This is a genomic window from Kitasatospora fiedleri (assembly GCF_948472415.1).
Classification (GTDB): domain Bacteria; phylum Actinomycetota; class Actinomycetes; order Streptomycetales; family Streptomycetaceae; genus Kitasatospora; species Kitasatospora fiedleri.
On the sequence record NZ_OX419519.1, the window covers coordinates 1,511,381 to 1,525,474 of the forward strand.

At 75.9% G+C, this 14,094-nt stretch carries 13 protein-coding genes; 9 read left to right on the forward strand and 4 right to left on the reverse strand.

The annotated features are described in order from the left end of the window. Positions 1-3 precede the first annotated feature (3 nt). The 5 genes from mmuM to QMQ26_RS07360 all read left to right on the forward strand — a co-directional run bounded on the left by mmuM (position 4) and on the right by QMQ26_RS07360 (position 6,720). Positions 4-915, forward strand: coding sequence for a homocysteine S-methyltransferase (gene mmuM / locus QMQ26_RS07340; protein ID WP_282206453.1), 912 nt, complete (start codon positions 4-6; stop codon positions 913-915). 144 nt (positions 916-1,059) lie between these two features. Further along, complete coding sequence (locus QMQ26_RS07345; RefSeq protein WP_318552265.1) at positions 1,060-2,247, forward strand: serpin family protein; 1,188 nt, start codon at positions 1,060-1,062, stop codon at positions 2,245-2,247. 263 nt (positions 2,248-2,510) lie between these two features. Continuing rightward, entirely contained in the window at positions 2,511-3,278 is a 768-nt protein-coding gene (locus QMQ26_RS07350; RefSeq protein ID WP_100835387.1) for an IclR family transcriptional regulator, read from the forward strand. A gap of 236 nt (positions 3,279-3,514) precedes the next feature. Next, a complete protein-coding gene (gene glpK, locus QMQ26_RS07355; RefSeq protein WP_282205149.1) occupies positions 3,515-5,044 on the forward strand; it encodes a glycerol kinase GlpK in 1,530 nt (509 codons plus the stop codon). Between the two features lie 92 nt (positions 5,045-5,136). Next, positions 5,137-6,720, forward strand: coding sequence for a glycerol-3-phosphate dehydrogenase/oxidase (locus tag QMQ26_RS07360; RefSeq protein WP_100835389.1), 1,584 nt, complete (start codon positions 5,137-5,139; stop codon positions 6,718-6,720). 122 nt (positions 6,721-6,842) lie between these two features. On the opposite strand, the gene QMQ26_RS07365 is transcribed toward QMQ26_RS07360, so the two are convergent. Further along, positions 6,843-8,288: a GntT/GntP/DsdX family permease gene (locus QMQ26_RS07365; RefSeq protein WP_282205150.1), complete on the reverse strand. Its 1,446-nt coding sequence runs from the start codon at positions 8,286-8,288 to the stop codon at positions 6,843-6,845. 83 nt (positions 8,289-8,371) lie between these two features. After that, the gene (locus QMQ26_RS07370; RefSeq protein WP_282205151.1) at positions 8,372-8,896 is read right to left on the reverse strand and encodes a gluconokinase; all 525 of its coding nucleotides are present in this window, start codon (positions 8,894-8,896) and stop codon (positions 8,372-8,374) included. A 153-nt stretch (positions 8,897-9,049) separates the two neighbouring features. Here QMQ26_RS07370 and QMQ26_RS07375 point away from each other — a divergent pair, with 153 nt between their 5' ends. Together QMQ26_RS07375 and QMQ26_RS07380 are read left to right on the forward strand one after the other, a co-directional pair. Continuing rightward, a complete protein-coding gene (locus tag QMQ26_RS07375) occupies positions 9,050-9,748 on the forward strand; it encodes a FadR/GntR family transcriptional regulator (protein WP_100835392.1) in 699 nt (232 codons plus the stop codon). Positions 9,749-9,950: 202 nt separating this feature from the next. Next, positions 9,951-10,250: a hypothetical protein gene (locus QMQ26_RS07380; RefSeq protein WP_282205152.1), complete on the forward strand. Its 300-nt coding sequence runs from the start codon at positions 9,951-9,953 to the stop codon at positions 10,248-10,250. 7 nt (positions 10,251-10,257) lie between these two features. Here the strand turns inward: QMQ26_RS07380 and QMQ26_RS07385 are convergent, their stop codons facing one another. Continuing rightward, a complete protein-coding gene (locus QMQ26_RS07385; protein ID WP_100835394.1) occupies positions 10,258-11,037 on the reverse strand; it encodes a helix-turn-helix transcriptional regulator in 780 nt (259 codons plus the stop codon). 54 nt (positions 11,038-11,091) lie between these two features. On the opposite strand from QMQ26_RS07385, the gene QMQ26_RS07390 reads away from it, so the two are divergent. Further along, positions 11,092-12,315, forward strand: coding sequence for an MFS transporter (locus QMQ26_RS07390; protein ID WP_282205153.1), 1,224 nt, complete (start codon positions 11,092-11,094; stop codon positions 12,313-12,315). Between the two features lie 86 nt (positions 12,316-12,401). Here the strand turns inward: QMQ26_RS07390 and QMQ26_RS07395 are convergent, their stop codons facing one another. Further along, positions 12,402-13,496: an NADH:flavin oxidoreductase/NADH oxidase gene (locus QMQ26_RS07395; RefSeq protein ID WP_282205154.1), complete on the reverse strand. Its 1,095-nt coding sequence runs from the start codon at positions 13,494-13,496 to the stop codon at positions 12,402-12,404. 108 nt (positions 13,497-13,604) lie between these two features. On the opposite strand from QMQ26_RS07395, the gene QMQ26_RS07400 reads away from it, so the two are divergent. Then, complete coding sequence (locus QMQ26_RS07400; protein ID WP_282205155.1) at positions 13,605-13,949, forward strand: ArsR/SmtB family transcription factor; 345 nt, start codon at positions 13,605-13,607, stop codon at positions 13,947-13,949. Positions 13,950-14,094 lie beyond the last annotated feature (145 nt).

A 14,094-nucleotide genomic window follows, 5' to 3' on the forward strand; every position in this document is an offset into this window, starting at 1 on the left:
GCGCTGGTCTCGGCGCTGGCGGCCGGGCCGGTGCTGCTCGACGGCGGGCTGTCGAACCGACTGGCCGACCAGGGCTGCGACTTGTCGGACGCGCTGTGGTCGGCCCGGCTGCTGCTGGACGAGCCGCGGCAGCTGGTGGCGGCGCACCGGGCGTACTTCGAGGCGGGCGCGCAGGTGGCGACCACGGCGAGCTACCAGGCGAGCCGGCCGGGTTTCGCCTCCCGGGGGGTGGACGCGGGGAAGGCGGACCGGCTGCTGGCGCTGAGCGTGGAGGTGGCCCGGCTGGCGGCCGAGGAGGTGTCGGCGGAGCTGGGCGACGGCCGCCCGCGCTGGGTGGCGGCCTCGGTGGGCCCGTACGGGGCGGTCCTGGCGGACGGCTCCGAGTACCGGGGTCACTACGGCCTGTCGGCCGGGGAGTTGGCGGCGTTCCACCGCCCCCGGCTGGAGGTGCTGGCCGCCGCGGGGCCGGACGTGCTGGCGGTGGAGACCGTGCCCGACCTGCTGGAGGCGGCCGTACTGGCGGACTGCGTACGGGGGTTGGGCCTGCCGGTGTGGTTCTCGCTCGGCGCGGCGGACGGGCTGACCCGGGGCGGGGAGCCGCTCTCGGAGGCGTTCGCGCTGGTGGCGGAGGTGCCGGAGGTGGTGGCGGTGGGCGTCAACTGCTGCGCCCCGGAGGAGGTGTCGGCGGCGGTGGCGCTGGCCGTGGAGGTGACGGGCCTGCCCGCGGTGGCGTACCCCAACAGCGGGGAGGGCTGGGACCCGGCGGTCCGGGACTGGACGGGCACGGCGGCCTTCGGCCCCGGGCGGGCGGCGGACTGGGTGGCCGCCGGGGCCCGGCTGGTCGGCGGCTGCTGCCGGGTGGGCCCGGCCGCGATCGCGGAACTCGCGGCCGTGCTGCAACGCCCCGCGCGCTGAACCGGGTCGGTCCGGCCGGGTGTCCGGCGGTGCCCGGCCGCCCGGTCTGGTACTGCTGGTGGTGAGGGCGGGCCGGACGGCGCCGTCGCCCCCGCGGCGGGAGCACCGCCGGCGGGGACGGCCGAGGAGGGAACGGGGTTGGTCGTGGCGGGTGCGGTCGAGCGGGTGAACGCCCTGGGGGCTTGCTGGGGACGGGAGTTGGAGCCGGGGTCCGGGGCCGGGCAGGTGTGGACGGCGCTCGGGGTGTGGCCGCTGCTGGCGGTGCTGGCCTCGGGGGCGGACGGTCCGGCCCGGGCCGAGCTGGAGCGGGCGCTGGGCGTGCCGGCCGAGCAGGCCCCGGCCGCCGCGCGGGAGTTGCTGGCGCGGGTGGAGGGGGTGCCGGGCTGTGCGGCGGCGCTCGGGCTGTGGACGGCCCCCGGGGTCGAGGTGGAGCCGGAGTGGGCGGCGGGGCCGGGCGCCGCGCTGTGGCGGCGGTTGACCGGTGACCCCGCCGCGGACCGGGCCGCGCTGGACGCCTGGGCCGCGGACCGGACCGGCGGTCTGATCCGCCGGATGCCGGTGGAGCCGGCGGACGCGCTGCTGGTGCTGGCCTCGGCGCTGACGGTGCGCACCAGGTGGGCGGAGCCGTTCCGGGAGGATCGCGGCCGGGCCGCCGAAGGGCCGTGGGCCCGGCGGCCGTTCCGGAGGCTCGCGGTGTCGAGCCCCGGGTTGTACGAGCGGATCGCGGTGGCGGAGACCGCGGCGGCGGGGCGGGTGACGGAGGTCCGGGTCGCGGGCGGCGGCGAGGTGGACGTCCACCTGGTGCTCGGCGCACCGGGGGCCGCGCCGGGCGCCGTGGTCTCCGCCGGGTTCGCGCTGGTGGCGGGGGCGGCGCGGCGGACGCCGGTGGCGGGGCTGGCCGACGGGGAGCCGTGGCCCGGGCTGGCGCTGGAGTCGGTGCGGGCGTCGGCGCCGCACGACGTCGGCGTGCTGGAGACGGTGGCCTTCGAGGTCCGGGCGGAGCAGGACCTGCTGGCGCACGCCGGGCTGTTCGGCCTGCGCACCGCCGCCGGGGACGGCAGCCACTTCCCGGGCATCAGCCGGAGCGTCCCGCTGCGGGTCGGCCAGGCCAAGCAGGCGGCGGTGGCGGAGTTCGGCGCGGCGGGCTTCGAGGCGGGCGCGGTCACGGCGGTGGCGATGACCCGGAGCGGGATCGGCGCCCCGCCCGGCCTCCGCGTCCGCCGGGCCACCGCCCGCTACGACCGCCCGTTCGCCTTCCTGGCCGTGCACCGCCCGACCGGCCTGGTCCTGGTCGCGGGCTGGGTGGCGGAGCCCGCCGAGGCGGCCGGCTGAGCGAATCCCGGGCGGGGAGCGCCGGACGACGCGACCGGCGGCCGGGTGCCGGCCGGGTGGTGCGGCAGAGTCGCGCGTCGACGGCGCGCGGCTCGTCGGGCTTGCCCGCGCAGTTCCCCCGCCGGGAGGGCCCCCGCCGGGAGGGCCCGGCGGGACGGTACGGCGCGGTGGAGGTGCCGGGTAGTACGGTCTCCGGGGGCGGGTCCGTCCCGTTCTCGGGTGGTGGTCGGCATCGTCGGCCGGTGGTCAGTGGAGGTGGGCGGGTGCCCGGTGCGATCCAGTCGCTGTCGCGGGCGGCCGCGATCCTGCGGCTGCTGGCGGGCGGGGAGCGGCGGCTCGGCCTGTCGGAGGTGGCGACGGGGCTGGGGCTGGCGAAGGGGACCGCGCACGGCATCCTGCGCACGCTCCAGCAGGAGGGCTTCGTCGAGCAGGACCCGGAGAGCGGCAAGTACCAGTTGGGCGCGGAGCTGCTGCGGCTGGGCCAGAGCTACCTGGACGTGCACGAGCTGCGGGCCCGGGCGCTGGTGTGGGCGGACGACCTGGCGCGGGCGGCCGGGGAGACGGTGTACCTGGGGGTGCTGCACCAGCGCGGGGTGCTGGTGGTGCACCACGTGTTCCGGCCGGACGACTCGCGGCAGGTGCTGGAGGTGGGGTCGATGCAGCCGCTGCACGCGACCGCGCTGGGCAAGGTGCTGCTGGCGTACGACCCGGTGGCGCGCGGCGAGTTGGGCGACGGCCCGTGGGAGGCGTTCACGGCCCGGACGGTGACGGAGCCGGCGGAGCTGGACGCGCAGTGCGCGCTGGTGCGCGAGCGCGGCTGGGCGGACGCGGTGGAGGAGACCTGGGAGGGCGTGGCCTCGGTGGCGGCGCTGATCCAGGACCGGCGGCGCAACCCGGTGGGCGCGGTGTGCGTGTCGGGCGCGGTGGAGACGGTGTGCGGACCGGACGGCGCGGTGCGTCCGTCGCTGGTGGCCTCGGTGCGGACGGCGGCCCGGGCGATCTCCCGGGACCTGGGCGCGCACCGGTTCTGAATCCCGGGGGCCTGATCCCGGGGCGTGATCCCGGGCGTGATCCCGGGGGCGTGCGTCACACCGCCTTGACGGGAGCGTCCGGCTGCGGTTGGCTTCCGAAGGCCGTTCGACATTGTCGAACAGCGTCCGGAGGGCCCCGGCGGACCGCCCGCCCGCCTGGTTTGCCGGACCCGCGCGCACGGGGACTGACGAATGGTCACCCCCGCCCCGTTGACGTCCGTGAGCCGAGGAACCGCATGACTGCCAGCCACATCGCCGCGATCGACCAGGGCACCACGTCCAGCCGGTGCATCCTGTTCGACACGGACGGCCGGATCGTCGCCGTCGAGCAGCAGGAGCACGCGCAGATCTTCCCGCAGCCCGGCTGGGTGGAGCACGACCCGGCCGAGATCTGGACCAGGGTGCGCGCGGTGGTGCGCGGCGCGCTGGGGAAGGCGGGGCTGACCGCGGCGGACGTCCGGGCGGTGGGCATCACCAACCAGCGCGAGACCACGGTGCTGTGGGACCGGCACACCGGCGAGCCGGTGCACAACGCGATCGTCTGGCAGGACACCCGCACCGAGGCGCTCTGCCGCGAGCTGGGGCGCAACGTCGGGCAGGACCGGTTCCGCCGGGAGACCGGCCTGCCGCTGGCCAGCTACTTCGCCGGTCCGAAGATCCGCTGGCTGCTGGACCACGTCGAGGGCCTGCGCGAGCGCGCCGAGGCCGGGGACGTGCTGTTCGGGACGGTCGACAGCTGGCTGATCTGGAACCTGACCGGCGGCGTGGACGGCGGCCGGCACGTCACCGACGTCACCAACGCCTCCCGCACCCTGCTGATGAACCTGCACACCCTCCGGTGGGACGAGCGGATCGCCGAGTCGATGGGCGTCCCGCTGGCGATGCTGCCGGAGATCCGCTCCTCCGCCGAGGTGTACGGCGAGGCGGTCGGCGACCTGGCGGGCGTGCCGGTCGCGGCGGCGCTCGGCGACCAGCAGGCGGCGCTGTTCGGCCAGACCTGCTTCGCCGAGGGCGAGGCCAAGTCGACCTACGGCACCGGCACCTTCCTGCTGCTGAACACCGGCGGACGGATCGTCAACTCGTACCACGGCCTGCTCACCACGGTCGGCTTCCGGATCGGCGACCGGCCCCCGGTGTACGCCCTGGAGGGCTCGATCGCGGTGACCGGCTCGCTGGTGCAGTGGCTGCGCGACCAGCTCGGCATCATCTCCACCGCCGCCGAGATCGAGACCCTGGCGGGCACCGTCGAGGACAACGGCGGCGCGTACGTGGTGCCCGCGTTCTCCGGCCTGTTCGCCCCGTACTGGCGGGCCGACGCGCGCGGCGTGATCACCGGGCTGACCAGGTACGTCACCAAGGGGCACCTGGCCCGGGCGGTGCTGGAGGCGACGGCCTGGCAGACCCGCGAGGTGGTGGACGCGATGCAGAAGGACTCCGGGGTCACGCTGAGCGCGCTGAAGGTCGACGGCGGCATGACCTCCAACAACCTGCTGATGCAGTACATCGCCGACGTGCTGGACGTCCCGGTGGAGCGCCCCTACGTGGCCGAGACCACCGCGCTGGGCGCGGCCTACGCGGCGGGCCTGGCGGTCGGCTTCTGGGACGGCCTGGACACCCTGCGGGCCAACTGGCACCGGGCCGCCGAGTGGACGCCCCGGATGGCCGCCGACACGCGCGAGCGCGAGCACCGCAACTGGTTGAAGGCCGTGGAGCGCACCATGGGCTGGATCGACCAGGACGAGCCGGACGACCCGCCGCAGCTCTGACCCCGCCCGCCGCACGACCCTGCCCGCCGCAGGACCCCACCGATCGGAAGGAGACGCGGACCGGCCGCACACCGGGCCGCCCACCACACACCATGGCAACCATCCCGACCCTGGGCGCCGAGCGCGCCGCCGGCCGCGTCGTCCCCCGGGCCGCCACCCGCGAACTGCTCGGCCGGGCCCGCTACGACCTGCTGGTGATCGGCGGCGGCATCCTCGGCACCGCCACCGCGTGGACCGCCGCCCAGGCCGGGCTGAAGGTGGCCATGGTGGACGCCGGGGACTTCGCCAACGCCACCTCCTCCGCCTCGTCCAAGCTGGTCCACGGCGGGCTGCGCTACCTGCAGACCGGCGCGGTGCGGCTGGTCGCCGAGAACCACAAGGAGCGCCGGGCGCTGGCCACCCACGTGGCCCCGCACCTGGTCAGCCCGCTGACCTTCTTCGTGCCGGTCTACGAGGGCGGCCCGCACTCGGCGCCCAAGCTCGGCGCGGGCGTGTTCCTGTACTCGGCGCTGTCCGCGTTCCGCGACGGCCTGGGCCGGGTGGTCTCCCCCGCGGCGGCGGCCCGCGCCGTGCCCGGGCTGCGCACCGAGGGCCTGCGGCGGGTCGCGGTGTACGGCGACCACCAGATGAACGACGCCCGGATGGCCGTGATGACGGTGCGGGCGGCGGTGGACGCGGGCGCGGTGGTGCTCAACCACGCCGAGGTGACCGGGCTGCGCTTCACCCGCGGCCGGGTCACCGGCGCCGAGGTGCGTGACGCCCTGGACGGCACCGAGTTCGGCGTGGACGCCCGGCTGGTGCTGAACGCCACCGGCCCGTGGGTGGACCACCTGCGGCGGATGGAGCACGCGGGCGCGGCCCCGTCGATCCGGCTGTCCAAGGGCGCGCACGTGGTGCTGCGCCGGCAGGCGCCGTGGCGGGCCGCGCTGACCATCCCGATCGACCACTACCGGGTGTCGTTCGCCATCCCGTGGGAGGACCACGTCCTGCTCGGCACCACGGACGAGGAGTACACCGGCGACCCGCTGGACGTCCGGGCCACCGACGCGGACGTCGACCAGATCCTGTCCGAGGCCGGGCACGCGGTGCGCGGCGAGCACCTGCGGCGGGAGGACATCACGTACTCCTTCGCCGGCCTGCGGGTGCTGCCGGGCGGGCCGGGCGAGACGGCGGCGGCGAAGCGGGAGACGGTGGTGACCGAGGGCCGGGCCGGGATGCTGTCGGTGGCGGGCGGCAAGTGGACCACGTACCGGCACATCGGCCGGGTGATCCTGGAGAAGCTCAAGCACGCCCCGGGCGCGGGCCTGGCCGAGGACGTCTCGCCGATCCCGCCGACCGTCCCGCTGCCGGGCATCGGCGCCCCGCAGGCCGTCGCCCGCCGCCTGCTGACCGACCGCGAGCCGGGCAGCCGGATGGACCCGCTGGTGGCCCGGAACCTGGCCACCCACTACGGCACGCTGTCCTTCGAGATCGCCCGCCTGATCGCCGAGCGCCCGGAGCTGGGCGAACGCGTCCACCCCGACGGGCCGGACGTGTGGGCGCAGGTGGTGTACGCGGCCGAGCAGGAGTGGGCGTACACGGTGGACGACGTGCTGCGGCGGCGCACCACGCTGACGGTGCGCGGGCTGGACGGCGCGGAGGTGCGCAAGCGCACGGCGGAGCTGCTGGAGCGGTAGGCCGGGCGCGCGGAGCGGCGCGGGAAGGCACGGCGAGACGGGGGAAAGGCGCGAAAAAGGCGACGCCCTCCGGGAGAAGCGGGAGTTCCGGAGGGCGTCGCGGCAGGGGGGACCCGCGCTCGTCAGACGATCAGACTGAGCGGCAGGATCAGGGCGATCGCGACCACCGAGATGATCGTCTCCATCACCGACCAGGACTTCAGCGTCTGGCCGACGCTCATCCCGAAGTACTCCTTCACCAGCCAGAACCCGGCGTCGTTGACGTGCGACAGGAACAGCGACCCGGCGCCGATCGCCAGCACCAGCAGCGCGGCGTGGCTGGTGGACATGTCGGCGGCCAGCGGGCCGACGATGCCGGCGGCGGTGATGGTGGCGACCGTCGCGGAGCCGGTGGCCAGCCGGATCAGCACCGCGATCAGCCAGCCCAGCAGCAGCGCGGAGACGTGCCACTTGCCGGACCACGCGCTGACCGCGTCGCCGACGCCGATGTCGATCAGGGTCTGCTTGAAGCCGCCGCCCGCGCCGACGATGAACACGATCCCGGCGATCGGGCCGAGCGCCGAGCCGACCGTGTCGGAGATCCGGCCCTTGTCGAAGCCGGCCGCCCGGCCGAGGGTCAGCATGGCGAGCAGGGTCGCGGCGAGCAGCGCGATCAGCGGGGAGCCGATGAAGTCGAAGATCCGCTGGCCGGTGGCCTTCGGGTCGTCGATCACCACGTCGGCCAGCGCCTTGCCGAGCATCAGCACGACCGGCAGCAGGATGGTGGCCAGCACGGCGCCGAACCGCGGCGTCCGCGCCCGCTCGACGCCCTCCGCGCCCGCTGCGGTGTCCGCGGTCTTCCCGGTCTCCGCGTTCTCGGCAGCGGTGGTGTCGGCGGGCAGTTCCAGCGGGCCGACCCAGCGCTGGGCGAGGCGTCCGAACAGCGGGCCGGCCACGATCAGGGTCGGGACCGCGACCAGCAGGCCGAGCGCCAGGGTGACGCCGAGGTCGGCGTGCAGGGCGTCGACGGCGACCAGCGGGCCGGGGTGCGGCGGGACGAGGCCGTGCAGCACCGAGAGGCCGGCCAGCGCGGGGATGCCGATGCCGATCAGCGGGGCGTTGCCGCGCCGGGCCACCAGCAGCACGATCGGCACCAGCAGCACCACGCCGACCTCGAAGAACAGCGGCAGGCCGAGCACCGCGGCGATCAGCGCCATCGCCCAGGGCAGCAGCTTGGGGCCGGTGCGGGCCAGCACGGTGTCCGCGATGGTGTTGGCGCCGCCGGAGTCGGCGAGCAGCTTGCCGAGCATCGCGCCCAGGCCGATCAGCAGGCCCACCGAGGCGACGGTCGCGCCGAAGCCGGTGGAGAAGCTGGTCAGCAGCTTGTCGAAGGGCGCCCCGGCGACGGCGGCGAGCAGCCCGGAACCGAGCGTGAGGGCCAGGAACGGGTGCAGCTTGAACCGGGTGATCAGCAGCACGATCGCGCCGATGCTGAGCAGCACCGCGAGCAGCAGCCGGCCGTCGCTCGCCGTGTGCGGCAGCGCCGGTGCGCCGGCCGCCAACAGGGTGGGGGTCACGGTGGTCTCCATTGACGGGCCGCCACCGTCCGGCTCTCGGGCGGCCGGTGGCGGGGGTGTGACGTGGTGGTGGTGTGGGGGGCGGGCCGCGGGGGTCAGCGGCCCAGGGCGGCGACGGCGCGGTCGACGAGCGTCTCGGGGTCGGCGCCGACGTCCAGCACGGTGCCGTGCTCGTCCGGCTGGAGCGGTTCGAGGTCGGCGTACTGGGAGTCCAGCAGCGCGGGCGGCATGAAGTGGCCGGTGCGGTGCGCCAGCCGGTCGCCGACCAGGTCGTGGCTGCCGCTCAGGTGCAGGAAGAACGCGTCCGGGCAGGCGGCCCGCAGCAGGTCGCGGTAGTCGCGCTTGAGCGCGGAGCAGGTGACCACTCCCCCGCTGCCGGCGGCGGCCCGCTCGCCCAGCCAGCCGCCGAGCGCGCGCAGCCAGGGCTGCCGGTCGCGGTCGTCCAGCGGGGTGCCGGCGCTCATCTTGGCGATGTTGGCGGCGGGGTGGAAGTCGTCGGCCTCCGCGTACGGGAGGTCGAGGCGGTCGGCGAGCAGTCGGGCGACGGTGGTCTTCCCGACTCCGGAGACGCCCATCACCACGATGACGGGCGGCTGCTGGTTCTCGGCGCTGAGAGCCATGGTGGTGCTCCTGTCCTTGCCTGCTTGCGTGGGCAACCTTGGCGCAAAGGTATGACTTATTCAAGCGACCGAAACCTAATCGTCATACTTTTCGGCTTCCGCGCTGGTGGGACGGGGGCCGCCTTCCCCCGGCCGCGCCGATAAGCTGGCCGGATGGAGATCCAGGGCCTGCCCGGCCGCCTGCTCGCTGCCCTCGGCCCGGCGATCGCCTCCGGGGAGCTGCCGGCGGGGACGGTGCTGCGCGCGGAGGAGCTGGAGCAGCGGCACGGGGTGTCCCGGACGGTGGTGCGGGAGGCGGTGCGCGTCCTGGAGTCGATGCGGCTGGTCGAGCCCCGGCGGCGGGTCGGGATCACCGTCCGGCCGAAGACCGACTGGGACGTGTTCGACCCGCTGGTGATCCGCTGGCGGCTGGCCGGCGCGGACCGCTCCGCGCAGCTGCGCTCGCTGGGCTCGCTGCGGGTGGCGGTGGAGCCGGCCGCGGCGGCGCTGGCGGCCCGGTGCGCGGACGACGACGACCGGCGCGAGCTGAGCGCGCTGGCCGTCGAACTGACCGTCACCGCCCGGGCGGCCGACCTGGACGCCTTCCTCGCGCACGACATCGCCTTCCACGCGGCGGTGCTGCGGGCCTCCGGCAACGAGATGTTCGCGCACCTGAAGGACACCGTGGGCGCGGTCCTCACCGGCCGCACCGAGCACCGGCTGATGCCGCACCGGCCGCGCGAGTACGCGGTGCAGCTGCACCGGGACGTCGCGCAGGCGATCTGCGCGGGCGACCCGGAGCTGGCGGAACGGGCGATGCGGACCATCGTGGTCGGCGCGCTGGAGGAGCTGGACGCCACCCTGCCGGACTGAACACCCGCCGACTGCCGCCCCGTTGACCGAGGGGCGCTCTTGCGGCCCCGGTTACGATCCTGACGGGGAGCCGGGGGGAGCCGGGGGCGCGACACGCCCACGGTCGGCTGGATCGGCCCTCCCGCCGGAATAGCCTCCCCCGGACGGGGCAGGGCTGGTCTTGGTGCGCCCGCCGGGGTGCACGACCGACAGGGGGTTGGCGATGGCCGTTCGTCGGCGCGGGCGGCTGCCGGACGAGGTCCGGGCGGCCGCCGTCCGGGCGGGCATGGCGTTCGCCTTCACGGTGTTCACCTTCGTGGTGGCGCTGTTCGCCTCCTGGGCGCACACCGGCCTGCTGACACCGGCGTTGGCGCTGATGGCGCTGGGGGTCTTCCTGCTCGCCTGGTGCCTGATCGACGTGGTGGTCTCCCGGCAGGTCGTCGCCTCCCGCCGTCGCGCCCCCAACTCGGCGGCTCCGCTGGAGGGTTCGCGCGAGCACCGGAACGGCGGGCGGCACCGCTGACGGCCGGTCAGGTCTGCCGGTGGCGGCCGGGGGTGGTGCCGAAGGCGTGCCGGAACGCCTCGATGAACGCGCTCGGCGAGCGGAAGCCGCAGGCGGCGGCGGTGGCGGTGACCGAGCGGCCCTCGGCGAGCAGCACCAGGGCGTGCTGGAGGCGCAGTTGGGTGCGCCACTGCGGGAAGCCCAGGCCGAGTTCGCGGCGGAACAGCCGGCTGAGGGTGCGTTCGGCGGCGCCGACGGCGCGGCCGAGTTCGGCGAGCGAGCGGTCGTCGGCGGGGTCGGCGGTGAGCAGCGCGGCCAGGTCGCGCAGCCGGGGGTCGGTGGGGCGGGGCAGGCCGACCGGGAGTTCGGGGGCGCGGGCGAGCTGGTCCAGGGCGGCCTGTTCGAGGGTGCGGGCCGGGCGTCCGGCGGGGGCGTCGGGGCCGGTCAGGTGGGCGATGATCTCGCGCAGCAGCGGGGTGACGGCGAGCACGGCGGGCGCGGTGAGCCGCAGCGGGTCGGTGCCGTCCGGGTAGACCAGGCAGCGCAACTCGCTGGGCCCGTGCGCCCGGTGGGTGTGCGGCACCCCGGCGGGCAGCCACACCGCGCGGTGCGGCGGGACGACCCACCGCCCGTACGGGGTGCGCACCTCCAGCACCCCGCGGCCGGGGGTGATCAGCTGGTTGACGTCGTGCCAGTGCCAGTCGATCCGCTCCCGGTGGGCCAGCGGGTGGCGGCTGGGGCCGGTCTCCTTCTGGTGCTGCGCGGGGCTCGGCGGGCCGTCCTCGGCAGGTTGGCGGGTTGGCGACACGGGTTGGCAGAGTACCGGAAGCCCGCACGGCGGTGCGACGGCCAGGCTGGACGCATGACGAGCGAACTGCCCGGCGCGTGGCGCCGGATGCGGATGTGGGGCGCGGCGCACGCCGTGGACGACCTGTACCAGGGCCTGGTGCCCGCGGTGGTGCCGTACTTCGTCCTGGAGCGCGGCTACGGGTACGTGGCGGCGGGCGGGCTGACGCTGGCGGCGACGCTGGGCAGCGCGGTCCCGCAGCCGCTGGTCGGCCTGCTGGTGGACCGGCGTCCGCTGCCCTGGCTGTCGGCGGCGGGGCTGGCGCTGGCCGGGCTGGGCGCGGGGCTGAGCGGGCTGGCCGACGGGTACGCGCTGGTGTGGCTGCTGGTGCTGCTCTCCGGCCTGGGGGTGGCGGCGTTCCACCCGGCGGCGGGGCGGGCGGCCCGGGAGGCGGCGGGCGACTCGACCGGCGCGATGAGCGTCTTCGCGGCGGGCGGCAGCGTCGGGTTCTTCCTGGCGCCGGTGCTGGCCACGCCGCTGCTCTCCGCGTGGGGGCTGCGGGCGACGGCGGTGTTCGTGCTGCCGGCGCTGCTGATGGCGGCGGTGCTGTTCCGGGCCAGGCACCGGACGTACCCGCACGCCGGGGGCGGGGCGAAGCGCGCCGGGAAGGACCGCTGGCGGCCGTTCCTGGTGCTCACCGGGGTCGAGGTGATCCGCTCGGTGGTGTTCTTCGGCGTCAGCACCTTCATCGAGCTGTACTGGCTGCGGCAGTTGGGCGCCTCGCACCTGCTGGCCGGCGCGGCGCTGACCTGCTTCCTGCTGGGCGGCGTCGCGGGCACCCTGGGCGGCGGGCGGCTGGCGGACCGGATCGGCATGGTCCGCACCGCGCAGTGGGGCACCGCGCTCACCGTCCCCGCGCTGGTCCTGCTGCGGGTGACGCCCGGCCCGTGGGCGCCGCTGCTGTTCGCCGTCCTGGCGGGCGCGACGCTGAACCTGCCGTTCGCCGTCCTGGTCAAGCTCGGCCAGGACTACCTGCCCACCCGCCCCGGCACCGCCGCCGGTGTCACCCTGGGCCTGGCCGTCAGCGTCGGCGGCCTGATCGCCCCGCTCTTCGGCCTGCTCGCCCAGCACCACGGCCCCCAGGGCGTGCTGACCCTGCTGCCCGCCGTCCCGCTGCTGGGCGTCGCGCTCGGCGCGTTCATGGTCGAACCGGGCCGCTGGAAGGACGAGGACGGCGGGGGCGGCACGGACGGCGAGGGCGGCGCGGGACCGGCCCCGGAGGCCGAACTGGTCTCCTAGTGCGGCGAGTTGCCGGGAGGCGGGCGCACTCCCCGTGGGTGCGCCCGCCTCCCGCGTCCTGCCTCCCGCGTCCCGCCCGGCGGGTGTCAGCCGCGCGGGCCGACCGCGTAGCCGTACTGGACGGGCCAGTCGCGGGGGACGTCGAGGGTGCGGGCGGCGTGCAGCGGCCAGTAGGGGTCGCGGAGCAGTTCGCGGCCGAGCATGACGGCGTCGGCGCGGCCCTCGGCGACGATCGCCTCGGCCTGGGCGGCGTCGGTGATCAGGCCGATGGCGTTGACCGGGAGGCCGGACTCGCGGCGGACGGTCTCGGCGAACGGGACCTGGTAGCCGGGCTCGACGGGGATCTCGGCGCGCGGCACGTTGCCGCCGCTGGAGACGTCGATCAGGTCGACGCCGACGGCCTGGAGCTCCTTGGCGAGCAGCACCGACTCCTCCAGCGTCCAACTGGGCTCCTCCGGGAGCCAGTCGGTGGCGGAGACCCGGAACAGCACCGGGAGCTCGGCGGGCCAGACGGCCCGGACCGCGGTGGCGATCTCGCGGGCCAGCCGGCTGCGTCCGGCGAAGTCGCCGCCGTAGCCGTCGGTGCGGTGGTTGGAGACCGGGGAGAGGAACTGGTGCACCAGGTAGCCGTGCGCGCCGTGCACCTCGACCACCTGGAAGCCGGCGGCCAGGGCGCGGCGGGCGGAGGCCGCGAAGTCCTCGACCAGCTCGGCGATCTGGGCCTCCGTCAGCTCGGTCGGCACCGGGTAGGGCGCGTCGAAGGGCACCGGGGAGGGGCCGACGACCTGCCAGCCGCCCCGCTCGACGGGGAGCGGTCCGCCGCCGTCCTGCGGCCTGCCGGTGGACGCCTTGCGGCCGGCGTGGGCGAGCTGGATCGCCGGCACCGCGCCGTGCTGGGTGATCAGCGCGGCGATCCGGGCCAGCTGCTCCTGCTGGCGGTCGTTCCACAGGCCGAGGTCCCACGGGGAGATCCGGCCGTCGGGGCGGACGCCGGTGGCCTCGACCATCACGAGCCCGGCGCCGCCGGCGGCGCGGGAGCCGAGGTGGGCGAGGTGGAAGTCGGTGGCGGCGCCGGTGTCGGGCCCCTCGGAGGCGGCGGAGTACATGCACATCGGGCTGAGCCAGATCCGGTTGGGGATGGTCAGCGAGCGGAGGGTGAGGGGTTCGAACAGGGCGCTCACGGCTGCCTGTCCTTCCTGTGGGTCGGACACGGGGGTGCTTTCGCTTCGTACGATACTCGCCGTACTACGACGGCTGTCAAACTACGAGAGTTGTCGTACTATGAGCCCGTGACCGTCGACCACGACCGGGACTGCCCCGGCCTGCTGCCCGAGCCCGCCACCGCGGAGCTCCAGCTGGCCTGCGTGCTGCACGCGCTGGCGGACCCGATCCGGCTGCGGATCGTCTCCGAGCTCGCGGGCACGGGCGGCAGCGAGCTGAACTGCCTGGCGTTCGAACTCCCGGTCACCAAGTCGACGATGACGCACCACTTCCGGGTGCTGCGGGAGGCCGGGCTGATCCGCCAGCACCGGCGCGGCACCTCGAAGATGAACAGTCTGCGCGAGTCCGACCTGTCCGCCCGCTTCCCCGGCCTGCTGGACGCGGTCCTGGCCGCCGCGCCCGCCGCGCGCTGACCGCCACCACCCGCCGCACACCGGTCGCAACCCGCCGCACACCGGCCGCCGCGCGCCGCGCACCGACCGCAGCGCACCGACCGCCGCACACCACCCGCAGCGCGCCGACCGCGGCGCACCGTCCGTCGCGCCACTGTGCACGCCG

Excerpts from the sequence above, each read along its gene's own strand:
- glpK (WP_282205149.1), top strand. The coding sequence starts at position 3,515 with ATGACTGCCAGCCACATCGCCGCGATCGACCAGGGCACCACGTCCAGC.
- QMQ26_RS07360 (WP_100835389.1), top strand. The coding sequence starts at position 5,137 with ATGGCAACCATCCCGACCCTGGGCGCCGAGCGCGCCGCCGGCCGCGTC.
- QMQ26_RS07365 (WP_282205150.1), bottom strand. The coding sequence starts at position 8,288 with ATGGAGACCACCGTGACCCCCACCCTGTTGGCGGCCGGCGCACCGGCG.
- QMQ26_RS07370 (WP_282205151.1), bottom strand. The coding sequence starts at position 8,896 with ATGGCTCTCAGCGCCGAGAACCAGCAGCCGCCCGTCATCGTGGTGATG.
- QMQ26_RS07375 (WP_100835392.1), top strand. The coding sequence starts at position 9,050 with ATGGAGATCCAGGGCCTGCCCGGCCGCCTGCTCGCTGCCCTCGGCCCG.
- QMQ26_RS07380 (WP_282205152.1), top strand. The coding sequence starts at position 9,951 with ATGGCCGTTCGTCGGCGCGGGCGGCTGCCGGACGAGGTCCGGGCGGCC.
- QMQ26_RS07390 (WP_282205153.1), top strand. The coding sequence starts at position 11,092 with ATGACGAGCGAACTGCCCGGCGCGTGGCGCCGGATGCGGATGTGGGGC.